Raw genomic sequence first — 18,694 nt, 5'->3', positions numbered from 1 at the left:
TAATAATGAAACCTTCGAATCTTCTAAAAATAGAAACATTAAACGATGAATGGCTAGATAAGGATGTGATTATTTTACATGCTTGTTTTCAGATTTTATGCGATTGTATTGAAAAAGAAAATTTATTTACAAGTCATGTTGATTGGATGTATGATGATGAACATAAAAATGCAAAAATTGAAATTGAAAACTTATATAATTGGTGGAATAAACGTAAGCTCGATAATGATAATTTAGAAAATAATCAATATGAAGAAGATAATCAAATGTTGAAAAAATTAATAGAGTTTAGACAATATCTTTGGACTTGATTTAATTAAAAAATTATGAGTAATGAGTTCAGAGAAAACTTAGAACTTGTTACTCATAACTTAAAACTTATTTTAATATCCGTGTAAATTCACATTATCAGTTGGAAGTAAATCAACTTTTTTACCCATTTTTTTCTGAATGATTTTGAAATGATGCAAATCTTCTTCTGTAATCAAACTAATGGCTTTTCCGTTTGCATTTGCACGACCTGTACGCCCGATTCTGTGCACATAATCTAAAGGCGAACGAGGTAATTCGTAATTAATAACAGTTGGTAAACCTTCGATATGAATTCCGCGTCCAATCAAATCTGTTGCAACCAAAACTTTAATATCACCTAGTTTAAAATCTTCCAAATTATCCATTCTAGCGCCTTGGGATTTCTTACTGTGAATCGCCATTGCAGAGATTTTATTCTTTTTTAATTTTTCTACTAAATTATCTGCAGTTCGTGTCGAAGAAACAAAAACCAAAACTTGTTCTAAGTTTTCAGATTTGATTAAATAACGTAAAAAAGGACCTTTTGTTTCGGCATCAACTTTATAAGCAACTTGTTCGATTTGTTCCAAATCAATTTCTTGTTTTTTGATTTCAACAACAATTGGATCAATACTTAATGTAGATTTTATTTCATCAATTTTATCATTCAAAGTTGCAGAAAATAGAATTGATTGTTTCTTTTTCGGAACACTTTTCAAAATTCGGTTCATCTCATCTCCAAATCCTAATTGGAACATTTTGTCTGCTTCGTCAATCACCAAATATTGCAATTGATCCAATGATAACGCATTATGATCCATTAAATCCAATAAACGACCAGGAGTTGCAATCAAAATTTCTGTTCCATACAAATTTTTCATCTGTGGATTAATCGAAGTTCCTCCATACACCGCTTGCGTTTGTACCTCACGGCGTAAAGCAGTTCGCAATCCTGCAAAAGTTTGTTCAATCTGAACCGCTAGTTCACGTGTTGGAACTAAAATTAACGCTTTTATATTACGAGATTTTTCGTACGATTGATGTTGAATTTTTTGTAGCAAAGGCGCAACAAAACACAAGGTTTTTCCAGAACCAGTTTTTGCAATTCCCATCACATCTTTTCCTTTTAAAATAGATGGAATTGTTTCGGTCTGAATTTCAAAAGGTTTTAAAAATCCAAGTTTTGTAATTGCTTTTGATAAATATGGTGATAATCCTAAATTTTCGAATGACATAAATTGATATAAGACTGCAAAGGTAGAGATTAAATTTGAATGATATTTTAGGAATAATTACTCGTTTAATCATTTTTAATCGTGATGAAAATGAAAGTTTTAAAATCGTTTCTGAAATATTTCTAAAAATCTTTTTAGAAACAGTCAAATTATCGAAACAACGATTGAAAACAGAAATAATTTCTGTTTAAAACTTTATTAAAAGCTTTTTGCTTAATAAAACTATCGTTAACTTTGATTCTTATGAAAAAAGATCAGTCTAAGATAATTCGTGAGCAAGCGCCAAGATCTGCTACTCGCGAGCATTCGGTTCCATTATATTTAACATCAAGTTTTATTTTTGATAGCGCAGAGCAAGGACGTGCAATTTTTGCAGAAGAAGAGCAAGGTATGGTTTATTCACGTTATGCAAATCCAAATACAACAGAGTTTATTAATCGCGTTTGTGCTTTGGAAAAAGCAGATGCAGGTTTAGCTTTTGCTTCGGGAATGGCTGCTGTTTTTGCATCTTTTGCTTCGTATATAAAAAGTGGAGATCATATTGTATCGAGTCGTGCAATTTTTGGTTCTACACATCAATTAATTACGCAATTATTTCCGCGTTGGGGCGTAACTTATACATATGTAGAAACGCCAAATATCGAGGATTGGGAAAAAGCAATTCAATCAAATACAAAAATTGTTTTCTTAGAATCGCCTTCAAATCCTGGATTAGAATTATTTGATTTAGAAGCTTTGGCAAAATTGAAAGAAAAACATCCGAATGTTATTTTTGCAATTGACAATTGTTTCGCAACGCCATATTTACAACAACCTTTGCAATTTGGATTTGATTTATCTATTCATTCTGCAACAAAATATATGGACGGACAAGGTCGAGTTTTGGGTGGAGTAGTTGTAGGAAAAGAAGAATTAATCAATGAAATGATGTTTTTTATTCGTCATACAGGTCCGGCGATGTCGGCTTTTAATGCGTGGACAATTTCTAAAAGTTTAGAAACGTTGCCACTTCGTATGGATCGTCATTGCGAAAATGCGTTGGCGTTGGCAGAAGCTTTGGAAAATCATGCTGAAATTGCAGATGTGAAATATCCATTTTTACCATCGCATCCGCAATATGAGTTGGCGAAAAAACAAATGAAAGGCGGGGGTGGAATCGTAACATTTGAAGTGAAAGGAGGAAAAGAACGTGCTTTCAGATTTATTGATGCATTAGAAATGATTTTATATACGTCTAATTTAGGGGATTCGAGATCGATTGCAACGCATCCAGCAACTACAACTCACGCAAAATTATCAGATGCAGAACGTGCAGATTTGGGAATTAGGCCAGGTTCTATTCGTTTATCGGTCGGTTTGGAGGATAAAGTGGATATTATCGAAGATATTTTGCAAGCGTTAGAAAAAACTAAGGTTTAATTAATTGATTAGTTGTTGATTAAATATAAATTTTAATAATTTATTCATTTCAGCACGGACTTTGCTTATTCTAAACGAAAGTTTAGAATATGAAGAAGTTTTTAATTTTTGGTTTTGCGTTGTTTACAATGTCAAGTTATGCGCAAAATAGACCAAATGATGGAAATAATAGAAATGTCGATGTTTTAATTGAAAGATCTGATTATTACGGAATATCAAGTAGTCAAAAAAATAAAATAATTGCTTTAAAAAAACAAGCAAGTAAAGATTTCGAAAGAGTTGGAAGAGATCGTAATTTATCTGGTTACGAAAAAGGTAGAAGAAAAAGAGAGATTTCTTACAATTTACAACGTGATATTGATAAAATCTTAAATGATAATCAACGTTATAAATGGTCAAATTCTCATCGTGACGATTATTACAAAGACCGAATTGATGATCGATTAGAGCGTTTAGAAGACGAATACGAAAGAGATATCAAGCGAATAGAACGTAATTATTCTCACGATAAAAATTTGATGAAACGTAAAAAAGAAATCAGAAAAGCAGAATATAAACGCGCGAAAGAGCGTTTGAAAAATGTGAAAGATTATTATTAAAATAAAAGGATCCAATAATTTATGGATCCTTTTATTTTTTATATTGATTTGATAAAATTTTCTACTTGTTCCTCTGGTGTTGTCCAAGAAGTGACTAATCTAATTGCAGAATTTTGTTCATCAATTTTTTGCCAAATATAAAACTCAAAATCTTGTTGTAGTTTTTCGATAATTGAATTTGGTAAAATAGGGAAAATTTGATTGGAAGATGGTTCTGTCAAAAAGTTGTGACCTTTTGCTGAAATAGCATTTGCTAATTTTTCTCCCATTTGATTGGCGTGTTTTCCCATCTCGAAAAATAAATCATCTCGAAACATTTCCGAAAATTGAATACCTATCAAACGTCCTTTTGCTAACATTCCGCCTTTTTGCTTGATATGATAACGAAAATCTTCGTCCAATTTTAAATTATTTATCACAATTGCTTCACCTAAAAGTGCACCATTTTTAGTTCCACCAATGTAAAAAACATCTGTAAAATTCGCCATATCTTCAAAGCTTAAATCACATTTAGAAGAAGTTAAAGCAGAAGCTAAACGTGCGCCATCAACAAAAAGATATAAATTATTTTCTTGGCAAAAATGATAAAGTTCTTGCAATTCCTTTTTCGAATAAACACTTCCAACTTCCGTAGAATTAGAAATATAAACCAATTGTGGCTTCACCATATGCTCGTCCGTATGTGTGGAAAGAACAATCGAAATTTGCTCAGGAGTTATTTTTCCATTATCCGTCGCAATGGTATTTACTTTATGTCCTGTTGCTTCTATCGCGCCCGTTTCGTGAACGGCAATATGCCCGCTTTCGGCTGCAACTACAGATTCGTGTGGTTTTAGAATAGAAGAAATTACAATTAAATTGGCTTGTGTTCCACCAGAAACAAAATGAATTGCTGAATCTTTTTTCAGTCTTTTTTTGATGAACTCTCTTGCTTCATTGCAAAATTCGTCTTCGCCGTAACCAATTGTTTGTTCTAAATTTGTATCGATTAATCGTTGCAAAATTGCTGGGTGAGCACCTTCGCTATAATCATTTTTAAAGCTATATTTTTTCAAAATTGAAATCTTAAATTTTGAGAATAAAAGTAGGAGTTTTCCTAATTCTTTCCTATTTTACTATCTATTTTTACCAATTATTTAAACTGAAGTTATGAAGATTTTAGTCGTAGAAGATGAAATAAAATTGCAAGAAACAATTGTTGAGTTTTTAGAAAAGGAAAAGATGATTGTCGAAACAGCAGATAATTATCAGCAAGCTTTGGATAAAATAATTTCGTTCGATTATGATTGCATTTTATTGGATATGATGTTACCAGACGGTGATGGAATGTCTTTGTTGAAGGAATTGAAGAATCTTCGGTGATTATTTTGTCGGCGAAAGATTCGGTTGATGATAAAGTAGAAGGATTATTGGTTGGCGCGGATGATTATTTAGCGAAACCATTTCATTTTGCTGAATTATTGGCTCGAATTAAAGTTGCTTTGCGCAAAAATCTACAAAAAGGAGAGGATGTTTTGAGTTATAAAAATATTCAAATTTTTCCCGAAGATCGTTTGGTAAAAGTAAATAATATCGAACTGAAATTAAACAGAAAGGAATATGATTTGCTGTATTATTTTATGTTGAGACCCGAACGTGTTTTTCAGAAAACGACTTTAGCAGAAAGTGTTTGGGGAGATCATATTGAGCTATCTGATAATTTAGATTTTATTTATTCGCAAATAAAAAATCTAAGGAAAAAAATGAAAGAAGCAAACTCCGAAGCCGATTTACAAGCGGTTTATGGGATTGGTTATAAGTTGATTTAACATGAAAATATCACTAAAAAATTATACATTTCGTTACCTCACATTTTGGTTGCTTATCGTTATTGCGATTTGGGCATTTCTTTTTCATTCCTTGATTTTGGATGAAGTTTATGACAATGTAGATGACGGATTAAAGAATCAAAAAATTGAAATTATTCGAGAAGCTTATCGCGATCCGAATTTATTAAATACAACCGAATTTGGATTAAGTCAATTCAAAATTTCCAAAGTTGATCCAAGTAAATATGATGAAAGAAATCACTTTTCGAATGAGTTGGTTTACATGGGATACGATGATGATATGGAGCCTTATCGTATATTGAGAACTGGTTTTTATGACAAAGAAAATCATCCGTATTCATTAGAAATTAGAACCTCAACAGTCGAAGAAGATGAATTGATTTATGATTTATCGATTTCTTTGATTGCGTTGTATGTTTTTATTTTGATTAGTATTTTATTGATTAATCATTTTGGATTGAAAAAAGCCTTCAAACCTTTTGGGCAAATTATTTCTCAATTAAGAAAATATGAAGTGGGAAATAACGAAAAACCAAAACTTGTCGAAACGAATGTGAAAGAATTTTCTTATTTGCAAAAAGAAATTGAGCGAATGATTAATCGAAATGATGAGGTTTTTAATTCACAAAAATTGTTCATCGAAAATGCTTCCCACGAATTGCAAACACCTTTGACAATTGCGCTAAACAAACTTGATTTGCTAATAGAAAATTCAGATTTAAAAGAAAAAGAAGTGATGAGTTTAGTAGAAACCAAGCAAACACTTTGGCGAATGGTGAATCTTAATAAATCGTTGTTAATGTTATCTCGAATCGAGAATAATCAATACAAAAATAATGTTGAAGTTAATTTTACAGCTTTGACAAAAGATTTGATCGAAGATTATGAAGAAATTTTAGAAGCAGAAGAATTTAAATTAGAAACAAATTTTAAGGCAGATTTTATTCTTGATTTTAATATCGATTTAGCGCGAATTTTAATTTCAAATTTGATTCGAAATGCGATCAAACATAATAATGATGAGAAAATTATTAAGATAGAAAGTGATTCAAATCAATTTATAATTTCGAATACAGGGAAAAATGCAACATTGGATTCTAATCTTATTTTTAGTCGTTTTTATAAACAAGGGACAAGTGATGGAAATAATGGATTAGGGCTTTCGATTGTGGACACGATTATCAAAAATCAACAAAATTTGACGTTACATTACAATTATGAGTTTCCTTTTCATCAATTTATTCTGAAAAAATAAATTATTCCCAAATCTTTCTTAATTCACTTTGCAACTTTGTCTTAATAATTATAAAATCAAACAAAATGAAAAAGTTTTTAAGTGTTATCATGTTAAGTGCAACGTTGATTTCTTTTGCTCAAGATAAAGCGATAAAATATAACCAAGTTCCAAAAATGGGACAGCAATTTATCAACAAATATTTTGGTGCAAAACATGTTGGTTCTGTGATGTTGGACGACGATTATTTTTCGAAAGAATATAAAGTGTATTTGGCAAATGGAACAAAAGTAGAATTTGATGGAGACGGAGCTTGGAAAGAAGTCGATGGAAAACGAAATGCTATTCCAACAGGATTTATTCCAGCTAAAATTTCGAATTATGTGAAAAGAAGTTTTCCGAATACTACAATAACAAAAATAGAAAGAGATCGAAAAGAAATTGAAGTGAAATTGAACAATGGACTTGAATTAAAATTTGATAAAAACGGGAATTTTAAGAAAATTGATGATTAATAAATAAAATAAAAAACTCCAACTAAACTTTAGTTGGAGTTTTTTATTCTATTTATCTCGACTTTCTAACATTGGCACAAATTTGAAATCACCAAATTCGTAATGTTCAAATTGATCTTCTGATAATCTCATAATGACAATCATTCGTTGCGATTGTTCACCAACTGGAATCACCATTATTCCTCCAATATTCAATTGTTTTTTTAATTCTTCTGGAATTTCTGGCGCACCAGCCGTTACAATAATTTTATCAAAAGGAGCAAAAGAAGGTAAACCTTTGTAACCATCTCCATACGTTTGATAACGTGGCTCGAAATTGATTTTTTTCAACATGATTTTCGAGAAATCAAACAAATCTTTTTGTCTTTCAATCGTAAAAACTTCAACACCCAAAGCAACCAAAACAGCAGTTTGATAACCAGAACCAGTTCCGATTTCTAAGACTTTTTCATTAGGCTGAATGTCTAATAATTGTGTCTGAAAAGCAACTGTAAACGGATGCGAAATCGTTTGTCCAGCAGCAATCGGAAAAGCTTCGTCGCGATATGCGAATTCCGTAAATGCGCTGTCTAAAAATAAATGTCGTGGCACTAAATTAATAGCTTCCAATACGTTTTCATCTTCAATTCCTTTCGAGCGCAACAAATCAACCAACATTTTGCGTCGTCCTCTGTGTTTAAAATCGTCTACAGACATATTCCAAAATTTTTACAAAAATGCATTAAATACAACTTATTCTCATTAATTTTAACGGCAAAATCTACCAAATGTTAAAAGTAGGAGTGATCGGTGCTGGGCACCTTGGAAAAATCCATTTAAAGTTATTAAATCAATCGGAAAGATACGAATTAATTGGCTTCTTTGATTCTTTTGAAGAAAATGGAAAAAAAGTTGAAGCTGAATTTGGGTATAAATATTTTAGTTCGATGGACGAATTAATTGATGCTGTTGATGTTGTCGATATTGTGACACCAACGTTATCACATTATGAAGTGGCATTGAAAGTGATCGAAAAAAATAAACATTTTTTCATCGAAAAACCAGTTACGCATACCTTAGAAGAGGCAGATCATTTGTTGAAATTGACAAATGAAAAAGGTTTGAAAGCGCAAGTTGGACACGTAGAGCGTTTTAATCCTGCATTTACAGCGGCTGCACCTTTTATCGAAGAACCATTGTTTATTGAAACGCATCGTTTGGCAGAATTTAATCCGCGCGGTACAGATGTTCCTGTAGTTTTAGATTTGATGATTCATGATTTAGATGTGATTTTATCGATTGTAAAATCAGAAATTAAATCAATTCATTCGTCTGGAGTTTCGGTAATTAGTGATACACCTGATATTGCAAATGCTCGAATTGAGTTTGAAAATGGTTGTGTGGTGAATGTTTCGACAAGTAGAATGTCAATGAAAAATATGCGAAAAATGCGTGTTTTTCAACGAAATGCGTATATTTCAATTGATTTCTTGACGAAAAAGACTGAAATTATTAAAATGCACAAAGCGCCAGAAAATCCAAGTGAATTTGCGATGATTTTGGAAAACGATAAAGGAGATCGTAGAGAAATTTGTTTTGAACATCCAGAAATTTTACCAAATAATGCAATTTTGGATGAATTAGAAAGCTTTGCAGATTCTATTGTGAATAATTCACCAATTAAAGTTTCGTTACAAGATGGACGAAATGCATTGAAAGTTGCATTGGAGATTATTGCTTATTTTGAAAAAGAACAGCAAGTCATCAAAAATCAAACAATCGAGAAAGAATAAATCGATGTTAGATTTTAGAAGTTCGAATTTCGCTAAACGCATGAATATGATGTGATTTTGAAACAAGTTCAGAATGACGAAAATTTGTCAAGCTGAATTCATTTCAGCTTCTCATTCTGAAAAATCAAATTTCGCAAAACTCATTTCGAACTTCGAATCTCGAAAAAAAATAAATAATAAAAACAAACATACAAAAAGATGAAAAACATTACAGTTATTGGAGCTGGAACGATGGGGAATGGAATTGCTCACGTTTTCGCACAATCAGGATTTGCAGTGAATTTGGTTGACGTTTCTCAAGATAGTTTGGAGCGTGGATTGAAAACAATCGCTGGAAATTTGGAGCGTATGATCGCCAAAGAAAAAATTACGGAAGCTGACAAAACAGCAACTTTAAATAATATTACAACATTTACAGATACTGCGGAAGCGGTAAAAAATGCGGATTTAGTTGTAGAAGCTGCAACAGAAAATTTAGATTTGAAATTGAAAATCTTCAAACAAATTGATGAAGCTGCGCCAGCAAATGCAATTTTAGCGTCTAATACTTCTTCTATTTCGATTACAAAAATTGCGTCTGTTACAAGTCGTCCAAAACAAGTGATTGGAATGCATTTCATGAATCCAGTTCCGATGATGAAATTGGTTGAAATTATTCGTGGTTACGATACAACAGACGAAGTAACGAAAGCGATTATGGAAATGTCAGAAAAATTAGGAAAAGTTCCAGTTGAAGTGAATGATTATCCAGGTTTTATCGCCAATCGTATTTTAATGCCAATGATTAACGAAGCAATTTATTCTTTATATGAAGGAGTTGCGGGCGTGAAAGAAATTGACGAAGTAATGAAATTAGGTATGGCTCATCCAATGGGACCATTACAATTAGCAGATTTTATCGGTTTAGACGTTTGTTTATCAATCTTAGAAGTGTTGTACGATGGTTTCAAAAATCCTAAATATGCACCTTGTCCATTGTTAGTTAACATGGTAACTGCTGGTAAAAAAGGAGTAAAATCTGGAGAAGGATTCTATGATTATTCAGAATCTAAAAAAGCAGAAAAATTAGCTGCTCAGTTTGCGAAGTAGTTTATCTTACACAAAATAGTCAAAACAAAAAGCGTTACTTTTCGGGTAACGCTTTTTTTTATTTTGATTACTTAATTGCAGCTAAAGCATGTGTGTAATCTGGTTCTTGTCCAATTTCAGGAACTTGTTCTGCATAAGCAACTTCTCCATTTGGATTAATTACTACAACTGCGCGAGATAATAATCCATTTAATGGTCCATCAACCATTTTAACACCATAAGCATTTGCGAATTCTTCATTTTTGAAATCAGATAAAGTGACTACATTATCCAAACCTTCGGCAGCACAAAAACGAGATAAAGCGAAAGGTAAATCTTTCGAAATACATAACACAACTGTATTTGCAGCAGAAGAAACTTCTTTGTTAAAAGTTCGTACAGATTGCGCACAAACACCAGTGTCAACACTTGGAAAAATATTTAAAACAACATTTTTTCCAGCATAATCAGCCAATGTTTTGTCGCTTAAATCTCCTGCTGTTAAAGCAAAAATCGGCGCTTTTTCACCAATTATAGGTAAATCTCCGCCTGTATGAATAGGATTTCCTTTGAATGTAATTTCAGCCATAATTTTTTATTTTATTCTTAGATTTTTAATGATTAAAAGTAACAAAATTCTACGGAGAAAAAAGTATCTTCGCAATAATAAATTGTTACATTACAAATAACACACAAATATTATGCAACTTTCAAAGCGTTTACAGAATTTGAAACCATCTGCAACTATTGCAATGTCTGCGAAAGCAAGAGAATTAAAATCACAAGGAATCGATGTGATTAGTTTAAGTATTGGAGAACCAGATTTCAATACACCAGATTTTATCAAGGAGGCAGCTAAAAAAGCTATCGACGAAAATTATTCAGGATATCCTCCAATTGCAGGGTATGCAGATTTGAAGGAAACAATTTGTAAGAAGTTTAAACGTGATAACAATATTGAATATACAGCAAATCAAGTTGTTGTTTCTACTGGAGCAAAACAATCTATTTATAATGTTTTACAAGCAATTGTAGACGAAGGAACTGAAGTAATTATTCCAACACCTTATTGGGTTTCTTATTCAGATATCGTAGAATTATCAGGAGGAACGCCAGTTTTTGTGGAAGGAACTTTAGAAGCTGATTTCAAAATTACACCAGCACAGTTAGAAGCTGCAATTACAGATAAAACTCGTGCTATTATTTATTCATCTCCTTGTAATCCGTCAGGATCAGTTTACACAAGAGAAGAATTGAAAGGTTTGGCTGAGGTTTTAGCAAAATATCCAGATGTGATTATTATTTCGGACGAAATTTATGAGCACATTGTTTACGGAGAAAAAAATGTTTCGATTGCATCTTTCCCAGAAGTTTATAATCAAACAGTAACTGTAAATGGTTTAGCAAAAGCTTTCGCAATGACAGGTTGGAGAATTGGTTTCATTGGAGCGCCAGCTTGGTTAGCAAAAGCATGCGAAACGTTACAAGGACAAGTGACTTCGGGAGCAACGTCTATCGCTCAACGAGCGGCAATTACGGCTTTAGAAGCAGATCCAAGCTCAGTTCAATACATGGTTGATGCGTTTGCAGAACGTCGTGAATTGATGTTAGGTTGGGCGAGAGAAATTCCAACATTCAAAGTTAACGAACCAAAAGGAGCTTTCTATTTATTCCCAGACGTTACGGCAACTTTCGGAAATACGTACAATGGTGTTACAATTAACAATGCAGATGATTTGGCTTTATATTTATTAGAACATGCTCAAGTTGCGGTTGTTTCTGGTTCGGCTTTCGGATCTAAAAATTGTATTCGTATCTCGTATGCGGCGTCTGTAGAGGAGTTGAAAGAAGCAATGACACGTATCAAAAATGCTTTAGCATAAGTAGAAAAGCAGATAAAATATCAAAATCCTCAAGTTTTGCTTGAGGATTTTTTTGTAGATGATATTTTCTTCAAAAAAATGTGATTTTAATTTTAATGAATTTCAATTGATTAGCCTATTTAAGCGACTTTTTATTGAAAATATTTCAAAAAAGATTTGTTTTAATCGAAAATAACCTCTTATATTTGCACCACTAAAAACAAGGCGAGGTAGCTCAGATGGTTAGAGCGCAGGATTCATAACCCTGAGGTCGGCAGTTCGATTCTGCTCTTCGCTACAAATTCAAAAGACAAATTCATTATTGAATTTGTCTTTTTTATTATCAATAAATATTATTAGACTTCTGATGATAATCATCGATTAATCCTTTCAAATTCATTAAATTTGCATTCAATTTAGTAACGTTCTAAATAAAATTCAAAAAAATGATTCAAACAGATATAGTTATAATCGGAGCTGGACCAACTGGTCTTTTTGCCGTTTTCGAAGCTGGTTTATTAAAAATGAGATGTCATATTATTGATGCACTTCCTCAACCAGGAGGGCAATTGACAGAATTGTATCCAAAAAAACCAATTTTTGATATTCCTGGTTATCCTTCTGTTGGTGCAGGTGAATTGATTGATAACTTAATGGAGCAAATCAAACAATTTGAGCCAGGTTTTACATTGAACGAACAAGCTGCAACAATCGATAAGCAAGAAGACGGAACTTTTATTGTAACAACAAATAAAGGAACGCAAGTGCAAGGAAAAGCGGTTGCGATTGCAGGTGGTCTTGGATCTTTTGAGCCTCGTAAGCCAATTATCGAAAACATCGAAGCGTATGAAGAAAACGGAGTGGAGTATTTTGTAAAAAATCCTGAACTGTTCCGTGATAAAAAAATCGTAATTGCTGGTGGTGGAGATTCTGCTTTGGATTGGTCGATTTTCTTGGCTGATGTGGCTGCGGAAGTTACGTTGGTACACAGAAGAAATGAGTTCCGTGGAGCGTTAGATTCTGTTGATAAAGTAATTGAATTGAAAAAAGCTGGAAAAATTAATTTGGTTACTCCAGCTGAAATTACTGGAATCAAAGGTGAAGGAAAAGTGGAAAGTTTGGTAATTGAAAAAGAAGGTGAAACTTTTGAACTTGAAACAGATTATTTTATTCCATTGTTTGGTCTTTCTCCAAAACTAGGTCCTATTGCAAATTGGGGATTGGAGATTGAGAAAAATGCAATCAAGGTAAATAATGCGTTAGATTATCAAACAAATATCGAAGGAATTTACGCGATTGGAGACGTAAATACTTATCCAGGAAAATTGAAATTGATTTTATGTGGTTTCCATGAAGCAACGTTAATGTGTCAGTCTGTTTACAATAGAATGAATCCTGGGAAAAAATTTGTCTTGAAATACACAACTGTTTCTGGTGTTGATGGTTTCGACGGGACAAGAAAAGAAGCCGAAAAAGCGGTTGTCAAAGCTATTGACTAATTTTAACAAAATAAATAGAAATATTTTTTAAATCTTTTACGTTTTGCGTAAAAGGTTTTTTTTATTCACATTCACAAGGTTCTCTACTTCGTCTTTTGGCTTCATTGTCCCAAAAAGGATAAAATTTTAATCCAAAATAAAAGTTCGCAGAAGTTAATTTTTTCTGTTTGAAAACGATTGGAATTGCATTATCACTGCCCAAAATCAGAGGGCCAATTCTTACATAACCACCAAACGTTACATTTTCATAATCATAGATAGAAAGGGAAGGTCCAATTCCAAATCCATCTTTTTGGATAGTATAAGACGTTTGTAGCACATTGATACGTTTCAAACTATTTTCAAAAACTGGAATTCGTTGCATCCAATTGAAATTTAAGTAATGATTTTCGATAATTTTTTTACTTAGATTAAGATGTAAACTGGTTGGTAAACCGATTGAAAAATTATTTCCCGTTTTAGATTTTGTCTCATCTCCATAAACTTCTTTGCTCAAAAGTCCTAAATATTGATCAACACTTTCAAATTCAACTCCATCTAAATTTGGATTATTACGAAGTTGAATTCTTTGTGAAGGATTGTAGAAATGATGGTTATCGCCTCTGAATTTCACTAATCCAACATCTAATAAATTTGCCGAAAATTTGAAATCATATAATTCATCATTCGCTCTTCTGTTCACAAAAGAAATTCCTAAATCTATTCCAACTCCATTTCCTCTATTTCGTAAAACATATTTATCTCGATCAAAATCATAATTGGTAGAATATCCTGCTTTTATATCATAATTTGACGCATAAATATCTAGCTTCTAATGATCAAATGTGCCTGATAAATTTGGTTCTGCTTCTAATTTTATCGCGTTTCTACTTTTGATATAAGCACCATCTAAACCCAAAAGATATTTAATATTTGCCCCAATAATAACTTCAGAAGTATTAGTTGTATACAAATTTGTCGCAACATTTAAGCCTAATTCAGCCCAATTCATTGCATTTGTCTTTGTAGGTTCAAACTCATAATTTTTTGGTTCTATTTCATTCTGATTACTAAAACGAAAATAATTATCTAAATCTTTAATAGAACCTTGTGTACGAAGTCGGGTGAAAATTCCAAGACGATAAGTTTGATTATTAATTTTCTTTTTAAAAGAAACGGAAGGTCCCAGAAAATCATTTTCCAAATGATAAGAAATCGTATTTCTAGTTGCGAAATCTAAAATATTAGAATGCGTTTCTCCTCTTATTCCAGCTTTTATATTTGCTGATTTTGTTTCACCTTTTATTAAACCTAATACGTTTTGATCGGATACGTAAGCGTAATCATTTCTGAATAAAATATCCTCAGAAATAATATTAATATCCCATTTATTCGGGTTAAAATATGAAGTTGTCGGAGAAAAAACACTACCGTTAATCCCGCTATATTGATCATTACTAAAAGATAAAATATTTTGTCCAAACGTAAATCCTGAACAAAAAATAACGGTTAATAAAAGTTTTTTCAAATTGTAAATCTTCAGCAAAAAGTGGATAGTTAAGACCTAAAAATTAAGTTAGTGTTTTCATTAAAACATTAACTTTAATTATGGTAAATTCTAAAAAGAAAACCCCAGAAAATTTTGTAAAAGATATCCGTAATAATACACGAAGAATCTTTTCAGCTGAACAAAAGATATTAATCGTAATGGAAGCTTTACGAGCAGAGACTTCTGTTGCTGAACTATGTCGAAAATATTCGATTTCACAATCTCAATTTTATAAATGGAATAAAGAGTTTTTGGAAGCTGGTAAAAAGCGACTTTCAGGCGATATAACACGTGAAGCAACGAGCGATGATGTTTCTGATTTACGTAAAGAAAATATGCGTTTAAAGGATATTTTAGCCTATTTAGTTGTTCGCTATGATAGCGTAAAAAAAACCTTGGACTCGTTAGATTGATCAATAAATTCAAGAAATATATGCGATTATCAGCAAGTGAAAAATACGAGATTATTGAAGTTGTCATACGTTCAGAAATCGCTGTTAAACGGACTTTGGACGAGTTTGGTATTTCCAGAAGTACATTTTATAAATGGTATTCTAATTATCTTGAAAATGGATTTGAAGGCTTAGAATCAAAACGTCCATCTATTCATAGAAAATGGAACAGTATTCCCGAATCTCAGAAAGATTTGATTGTAGAATTAGCCTTTAAAATGATGGACGAATTAGGTGTTTTTATTTCAGAATCGATCGTTTATCGGATATTAAAGCAAACAGATTTTACATATTTCAAGATTATTGGTTGGGGATGGTATTATTTGAGTACTGTTTTGGACGATTACAGCCGATATATTATTCATTGGGAGTTGTGCAGCTCGGTGAAGACTGAAGATGTAAAAAGAACCGTGAAAAAGGCAATTGAAAAGGCTCAAATTAAAACCAAACAGAAACCAAAATTATTGTCAGACAATGGACCTTGTTATGTTTCGAATGAATTAAAAGATTATTTGAAAAATACTCAAAAAATGAAACATGTTCAAGGAAAAACGCTACATCCTCAAACGCAAGGAAAAATTGAACGTTATCACAGAACAATGAAAAATGTGGTAAAACTGGATCATTATCATCCTGAAGAACTAATTTTTGCCCTCGAAAATTTTGTCGAAAATTATAATAATCATAGATATCACGAGGCTTTAGATAATTTGATACCTGCTGATGTATATTTTGGAAGAGGTGATAAAATTTTGGAGTAAAGAGCTATTATAAAACAACAAACAATTGCAAAAAGAAGACAATTGTATTTTAAACAAAAAATTATAAATTTATAAAACAAACACTCTCTTAATTTTTTAACTGATATGTCTCATTTGTTTTGAAAACTTACAATCAGAAAAATTAAAGTTTAAACAACTTAAGTATTTAGAATTCTTCTAAAAAAAACTTTTTTTAAAAATATCCTTTTTAATATAAGTTATATTATATAGATTTAATTTAACTAATTTATAATATGATTTTATTTAAAAGAAAATCGATTTTTTTTATTATTATACTTTTAAATTCAAGTACAGTTTTTTCTCAGAATGATAGTACAATTATTCTTAATAAAGTATCTGATACCTTAAAAACTGAAAATTTAAAAGAAATAGTAATAAGTGGTAAAAAAAAGTTAATTGAACGAAAAATAGATAGAACTATATATAATGTAGAAAATTCAATCTCTACAATTGGAGGGGATGCTTTGGATGCACTTAAAATGACTCCACGAATAAATGTGAAAAATGATCAAATTTCTATGATTGGAAAAAGTGGAATGTCTGTAATGGTTGATGACAAGTTAATTCAAGTATCAGGAGATGATTTGATTAATTTATTAAAGAGTATTCCTTCAGACAATATAAAAAGTATTGAAGTCATTACCACACCGCCTGCAAAATATGATGCAGAGGGTAATAGTGGAATTGTAAATATAAAACTAAAAAAAACTAGAATCAACCAATGGAATTCTTCATTGAGAAGCTCATATACTCAAAGCACTTATCCAAAGGGAGCTTTTGGGGGAAGCTTTGAGTATCAAAAAAATAAACTTTCATTGTATAGTGATATAAATTATATAAATGGATCCAATGCACCTATAGAAAACACTAAAACCTATTACTCTGATGGTCTTTGGAATGAAGGAAGTACAAGAAGAGACTATCAAAAATCTCTAAATACAAGATTAGGATTTGATTATAAAATGAATGATAATTGGAGTGTAGGTATTCAATATCTTGGAAACTTAAATAAACCTAGTGTTCAAGAAAATATATTGACTACTATTTATAATCCCGATAATTCGAGTGTTAATTCATATTTGAAAACCCTTTCGTATACTCAAAAAAAAAATAATAACCATTCCATAAATCTTAATTCTATTATTGAAATGGATACCATTGGAAAAAAAATGATTGTAAATTTTGATTATTTTAATTATAAAAATACTGAAAATAGAAATTTTAATACGATAGATCTATCCTCTGCAAACAATATTAGTTTACAGAATATTGAAAATTATTCAACAAAAATAGACTTTGAGCATCCATTAAAATGGATTATTTTGACTTATGGAGCAAAAGTTTCTTTTACAAAAACTAATAGTGATGCGAATTATTTTGATACCACAACAGGATCTCCAATTTTTGATTATTCACAAAGTAATGTTTTTGAATATAAGGAAAATACACAATCTTTTTATATTTCAGGAAATAAAAAATTATCAAATAAATGGGAATCTCAATTAGGCTTTAGATTAGAAAATACACAAACACAAGGCTATTCTAAAACACAAGAGCAAAAAAACAGAAATGATTATACTAAGCTTTTTCCTACTTTTTATATCTCTTATACTCCTAATGAAAAAAATTCGTTATCTATTAATTATAACAAAAGGATAAATAGACCCTCTTATGATAAACTTAACCCTTTTAGATGGTATAGTAATCCTTACTCTTATGTAGAAGGAAATCCTTTTTTACAACCCTCATTTACTGACAATGTAGAATTTAATTACATTCACAATGACAATTGGTCAAATTCAGTATATTTTTCTCATACTAAAAATGGTTTTGAACAAATAACAATTTTGGATGAAACTACTAAAAATCAACAAACAACTTCTAAAAACTATTTTAATACCAATATCATTGGATTTTCTGAATCTTATACTTTAAAAAAACTAAAATGGTTATCTACTACATTTTCATTAGATTGGAACTATAGCTGGTCTAAATCTTTAATTTATATTACCAATCAAAACCTAAAAGGATCTAATACTTATTTTTCTATAAACAATGATTTTGTCTTGAATAAAAATAAAACATTATTATTTAATATCTCTTATTGGTATAACTTCAAAGGAGTCTCCGATCTAGATAAAAATAATGCTTACAGCCAATTATCTGCATCAATAAAGTATTTAACATTGGACAAAAAGCTCCAAATAAGTCTCAATATGATTGATATTTTAAAAACAAATAAACCTATCTATACAAGTTATACCAATAATATTAAAATTGATTATGATAACTATTATGATCGTAGATTATTTAGACTTTCGTTAACATATAAATTTGGTAATAAAAACATCAATATAATGAAAAAAGAATTTGGAAATGAAGAAGAAAAAGAAAGAGTTAATAAATAATATTTTACAATATTGAAAACTAAAGATAAGTATTGCATTATTGCATACAATACCAACGAAGAATCTAATGTATCAAAACTTTGATTCAAATTCTTAATTTAATTTTGTAATCTTCCCCTTGTTAAGAACACTTAAAAGTAGAGTTTTTATTTAATATTATTGTATTATTATTTTGATTAATTTGATTAATTTGAAATGTAG

At 30.9% G+C, this 18,694-nt stretch carries 16 protein-coding genes, 1 tRNA gene and 2 pseudogenes; 13 read left to right on the top strand and 6 right to left on the bottom strand.

The annotated features are described in order from the left end of the window. Nucleotides 1-5: 5 nt before the first annotated feature. Nucleotides 6-311 (top strand): hypothetical protein, encoded by a 306-nt coding sequence (locus B3M86_RS12705; protein ID WP_114997765.1) that lies wholly within the window; start codon nt 6-8, stop codon nt 309-311. 72 nt (nt 312-383) lie between these two features. Here the strand turns inward: B3M86_RS12705 and B3M86_RS12700 are convergent, their stop codons facing one another. Next, entirely contained in the window at nt 384-1,526 is a 1,143-nt protein-coding gene (locus tag B3M86_RS12700; RefSeq protein ID WP_114997763.1) for a DEAD/DEAH box helicase, read from the bottom strand. A gap of 243 nt (nt 1,527-1,769) precedes the next feature. Here B3M86_RS12700 and B3M86_RS12695 point away from each other — a divergent pair, with 243 nt between their 5' ends. Together B3M86_RS12695 and B3M86_RS12690 are read left to right on the top strand one after the other, a co-directional pair. Next, nucleotides 1,770-2,945 carry a trans-sulfuration enzyme family protein gene (locus B3M86_RS12695; protein ID WP_280049430.1) on the top strand — a complete coding sequence of 392 codons (1,176 nt, stop codon included), beginning with the start codon at nt 1,770-1,772 and terminating at the stop codon, nt 2,943-2,945. 89 nt (nt 2,946-3,034) lie between these two features. Then, nucleotides 3,035-3,544, top strand: a complete 510-nt coding sequence (locus B3M86_RS12690; RefSeq protein ID WP_286475725.1) for a hypothetical protein — start codon at nt 3,035-3,037, stop codon at nt 3,542-3,544. A gap of 38 nt (nt 3,545-3,582) precedes the next feature. On the opposite strand, the gene B3M86_RS12685 is transcribed toward B3M86_RS12690, so the two are convergent. Then, on the bottom strand, nt 3,583-4,599 hold the full coding sequence (locus B3M86_RS12685; RefSeq protein ID WP_291076466.1) for a threonine aldolase family protein: 1,017 nt from the start codon (nt 4,597-4,599) through the stop codon (nt 3,583-3,585). A gap of 94 nt (nt 4,600-4,693) precedes the next feature. Here B3M86_RS12685 and B3M86_RS13910 point away from each other — a divergent pair. The 3 genes and pseudogenes from B3M86_RS13910 to B3M86_RS12670 all read left to right on the top strand — a co-directional run bounded on the left by B3M86_RS13910 (nt 4,694) and on the right by B3M86_RS12670 (nt 7,122). Next, nucleotides 4,694-5,352: pseudogene (locus B3M86_RS13910) on the top strand (response regulator transcription factor). 1 nt (nt 5,353) lies between these two features. Beyond that, nucleotides 5,354-6,628, top strand: coding sequence for a sensor histidine kinase (locus B3M86_RS12675; protein WP_291076464.1), 1,275 nt, complete (start codon nt 5,354-5,356; stop codon nt 6,626-6,628). A 65-nt stretch (nt 6,629-6,693) separates the two neighbouring features. Then, nucleotides 6,694-7,122, top strand: a complete 429-nt coding sequence (locus tag B3M86_RS12670) for a PepSY-like domain-containing protein (RefSeq protein ID WP_291076462.1) — start codon at nt 6,694-6,696, stop codon at nt 7,120-7,122. Between the two features lie 48 nt (nt 7,123-7,170). Here B3M86_RS12670 and B3M86_RS12665 read toward each other — a convergent pair whose 3' ends face one another. Further along, complete coding sequence (locus tag B3M86_RS12665) at nt 7,171-7,818, bottom strand: protein-L-isoaspartate(D-aspartate) O-methyltransferase (protein WP_038332579.1); 648 nt, start codon at nt 7,816-7,818, stop codon at nt 7,171-7,173. Between the two features lie 71 nt (nt 7,819-7,889). Between B3M86_RS12665 and B3M86_RS12660 the strand changes: the two genes are divergently transcribed. Together B3M86_RS12660 and B3M86_RS12655 are read left to right on the top strand one after the other, a co-directional pair. Next, the gene (locus B3M86_RS12660) at nt 7,890-8,894 is read left to right on the top strand and encodes a Gfo/Idh/MocA family protein (RefSeq protein ID WP_114997742.1); all 1,005 of its coding nucleotides are present in this window, start codon (nt 7,890-7,892) and stop codon (nt 8,892-8,894) included. Between the two features lie 198 nt (nt 8,895-9,092). Further along, entirely contained in the window at nt 9,093-9,983 is an 891-nt protein-coding gene (locus B3M86_RS12655) for a 3-hydroxyacyl-CoA dehydrogenase family protein (protein ID WP_114997739.1), read from the top strand. Nucleotides 9,984-10,050: 67 nt separating this feature from the next. Here B3M86_RS12655 and tpx read toward each other — a convergent pair whose 3' ends face one another. Then, the gene (tpx, locus tag B3M86_RS12650) at nt 10,051-10,551 is read right to left on the bottom strand and encodes a thiol peroxidase (protein ID WP_114997736.1); all 501 of its coding nucleotides are present in this window, start codon (nt 10,549-10,551) and stop codon (nt 10,051-10,053) included. A 112-nt stretch (nt 10,552-10,663) separates the two neighbouring features. On the opposite strand from tpx, the gene B3M86_RS12645 reads away from it, so the two are divergent. The 3 genes from B3M86_RS12645 to B3M86_RS12635 all read left to right on the top strand — a co-directional run bounded on the left by B3M86_RS12645 (nt 10,664) and on the right by B3M86_RS12635 (nt 13,323). Then, complete coding sequence (locus tag B3M86_RS12645) at nt 10,664-11,845, top strand: pyridoxal phosphate-dependent aminotransferase (protein ID WP_219034881.1); 1,182 nt, start codon at nt 10,664-10,666, stop codon at nt 11,843-11,845. Nucleotides 11,846-12,048: 203 nt separating this feature from the next. Beyond that, nucleotides 12,049-12,122 (top strand) — tRNA-Met (locus B3M86_RS12640). Nucleotides 12,123-12,270: 148 nt separating this feature from the next. After that, complete coding sequence (locus tag B3M86_RS12635; RefSeq protein WP_115001902.1) at nt 12,271-13,323, top strand: NAD(P)/FAD-dependent oxidoreductase; 1,053 nt, start codon at nt 12,271-12,273, stop codon at nt 13,321-13,323. A 61-nt stretch (nt 13,324-13,384) separates the two neighbouring features. Here the strand turns inward: B3M86_RS12635 and B3M86_RS12630 are convergent, their stop codons facing one another. Together B3M86_RS12630 and B3M86_RS12625 are read right to left on the bottom strand one after the other, a co-directional pair. Next, entirely contained in the window at nt 13,385-14,005 is a 621-nt protein-coding gene (locus B3M86_RS12630; protein WP_349679592.1) for a DUF5723 family protein, read from the bottom strand. 129 nt (nt 14,006-14,134) lie between these two features. Next, a complete protein-coding gene (locus B3M86_RS12625) occupies nt 14,135-14,830 on the bottom strand; it encodes a DUF5723 family protein (protein WP_291066672.1) in 696 nt (231 codons plus the stop codon). Nucleotides 14,831-14,910: 80 nt separating this feature from the next. Here B3M86_RS12625 and B3M86_RS12620 point away from each other — a divergent pair. Both B3M86_RS12620 and B3M86_RS12615 read left to right on the top strand, forming a co-directional pair. Next, nucleotides 14,911-16,061: pseudogene (locus B3M86_RS12620) on the top strand (DDE-type integrase/transposase/recombinase); the annotation flags it as partial. A gap of 257 nt (nt 16,062-16,318) precedes the next feature. Then, the gene (locus tag B3M86_RS12615) at nt 16,319-18,493 is read left to right on the top strand and encodes an outer membrane beta-barrel family protein (protein ID WP_125349802.1); all 2,175 of its coding nucleotides are present in this window, start codon (nt 16,319-16,321) and stop codon (nt 18,491-18,493) included. Nucleotides 18,494-18,694 lie beyond the last annotated feature (201 nt).

Source organism: Empedobacter sp. UBA6305, assembly GCF_002440405.1.
Lineage (GTDB): Bacteria > Bacteroidota > Bacteroidia > Flavobacteriales > Weeksellaceae > Empedobacter > Empedobacter falsenii_B.
The sequence above is the reverse complement of the archived record's forward strand: the minus strand, read 5'-3'. Positions and strand labels throughout refer to the sequence as shown.

Bases quoted from the DNA above. Each gene is read 5' to 3' on its own strand.
- B3M86_RS12670 (WP_291076462.1), top strand. From the start codon at position 6,694: ATGAAAAAGTTTTTAAGTGTTATCATGTTAAGTGCAACGTTGATTTCT.
- B3M86_RS12645 (WP_219034881.1), top strand. From the start codon at position 10,664: ATGCAACTTTCAAAGCGTTTACAGAATTTGAAACCATCTGCAACTATT.
- B3M86_RS12635 (WP_115001902.1), top strand. From the start codon at position 12,271: ATGATTCAAACAGATATAGTTATAATCGGAGCTGGACCAACTGGTCTT.
- B3M86_RS12690 (WP_286475725.1), top strand. From the start codon at position 3,035: ATGAAGAAGTTTTTAATTTTTGGTTTTGCGTTGTTTACAATGTCAAGT.
- B3M86_RS12655 (WP_114997739.1), top strand. From the start codon at position 9,093: ATGAAAAACATTACAGTTATTGGAGCTGGAACGATGGGGAATGGAATT.
- B3M86_RS12705 (WP_114997765.1), top strand. From the start codon at position 6: ATGAAACCTTCGAATCTTCTAAAAATAGAAACATTAAACGATGAATGG.
- B3M86_RS12615 (WP_125349802.1), top strand. From the start codon at position 16,319: ATGATTTTATTTAAAAGAAAATCGATTTTTTTTATTATTATACTTTTA.
- B3M86_RS12675 (WP_291076464.1), top strand. From the start codon at position 5,354: ATGAAAATATCACTAAAAAATTATACATTTCGTTACCTCACATTTTGG.
- tpx (WP_114997736.1), bottom strand. From the start codon at position 10,551: ATGGCTGAAATTACATTCAAAGGAAATCCTATTCATACAGGCGGAGAT.
- B3M86_RS12665 (WP_038332579.1), bottom strand. From the start codon at position 7,818: ATGTCTGTAGACGATTTTAAACACAGAGGACGACGCAAAATGTTGGTT.
- B3M86_RS12695 (WP_280049430.1), top strand. From the start codon at position 1,770: ATGAAAAAAGATCAGTCTAAGATAATTCGTGAGCAAGCGCCAAGATCT.
- B3M86_RS12660 (WP_114997742.1), top strand. From the start codon at position 7,890: ATGTTAAAAGTAGGAGTGATCGGTGCTGGGCACCTTGGAAAAATCCAT.
- B3M86_RS12700 (WP_114997763.1), bottom strand. From the start codon at position 1,526: ATGTCATTCGAAAATTTAGGATTATCACCATATTTATCAAAAGCAATT.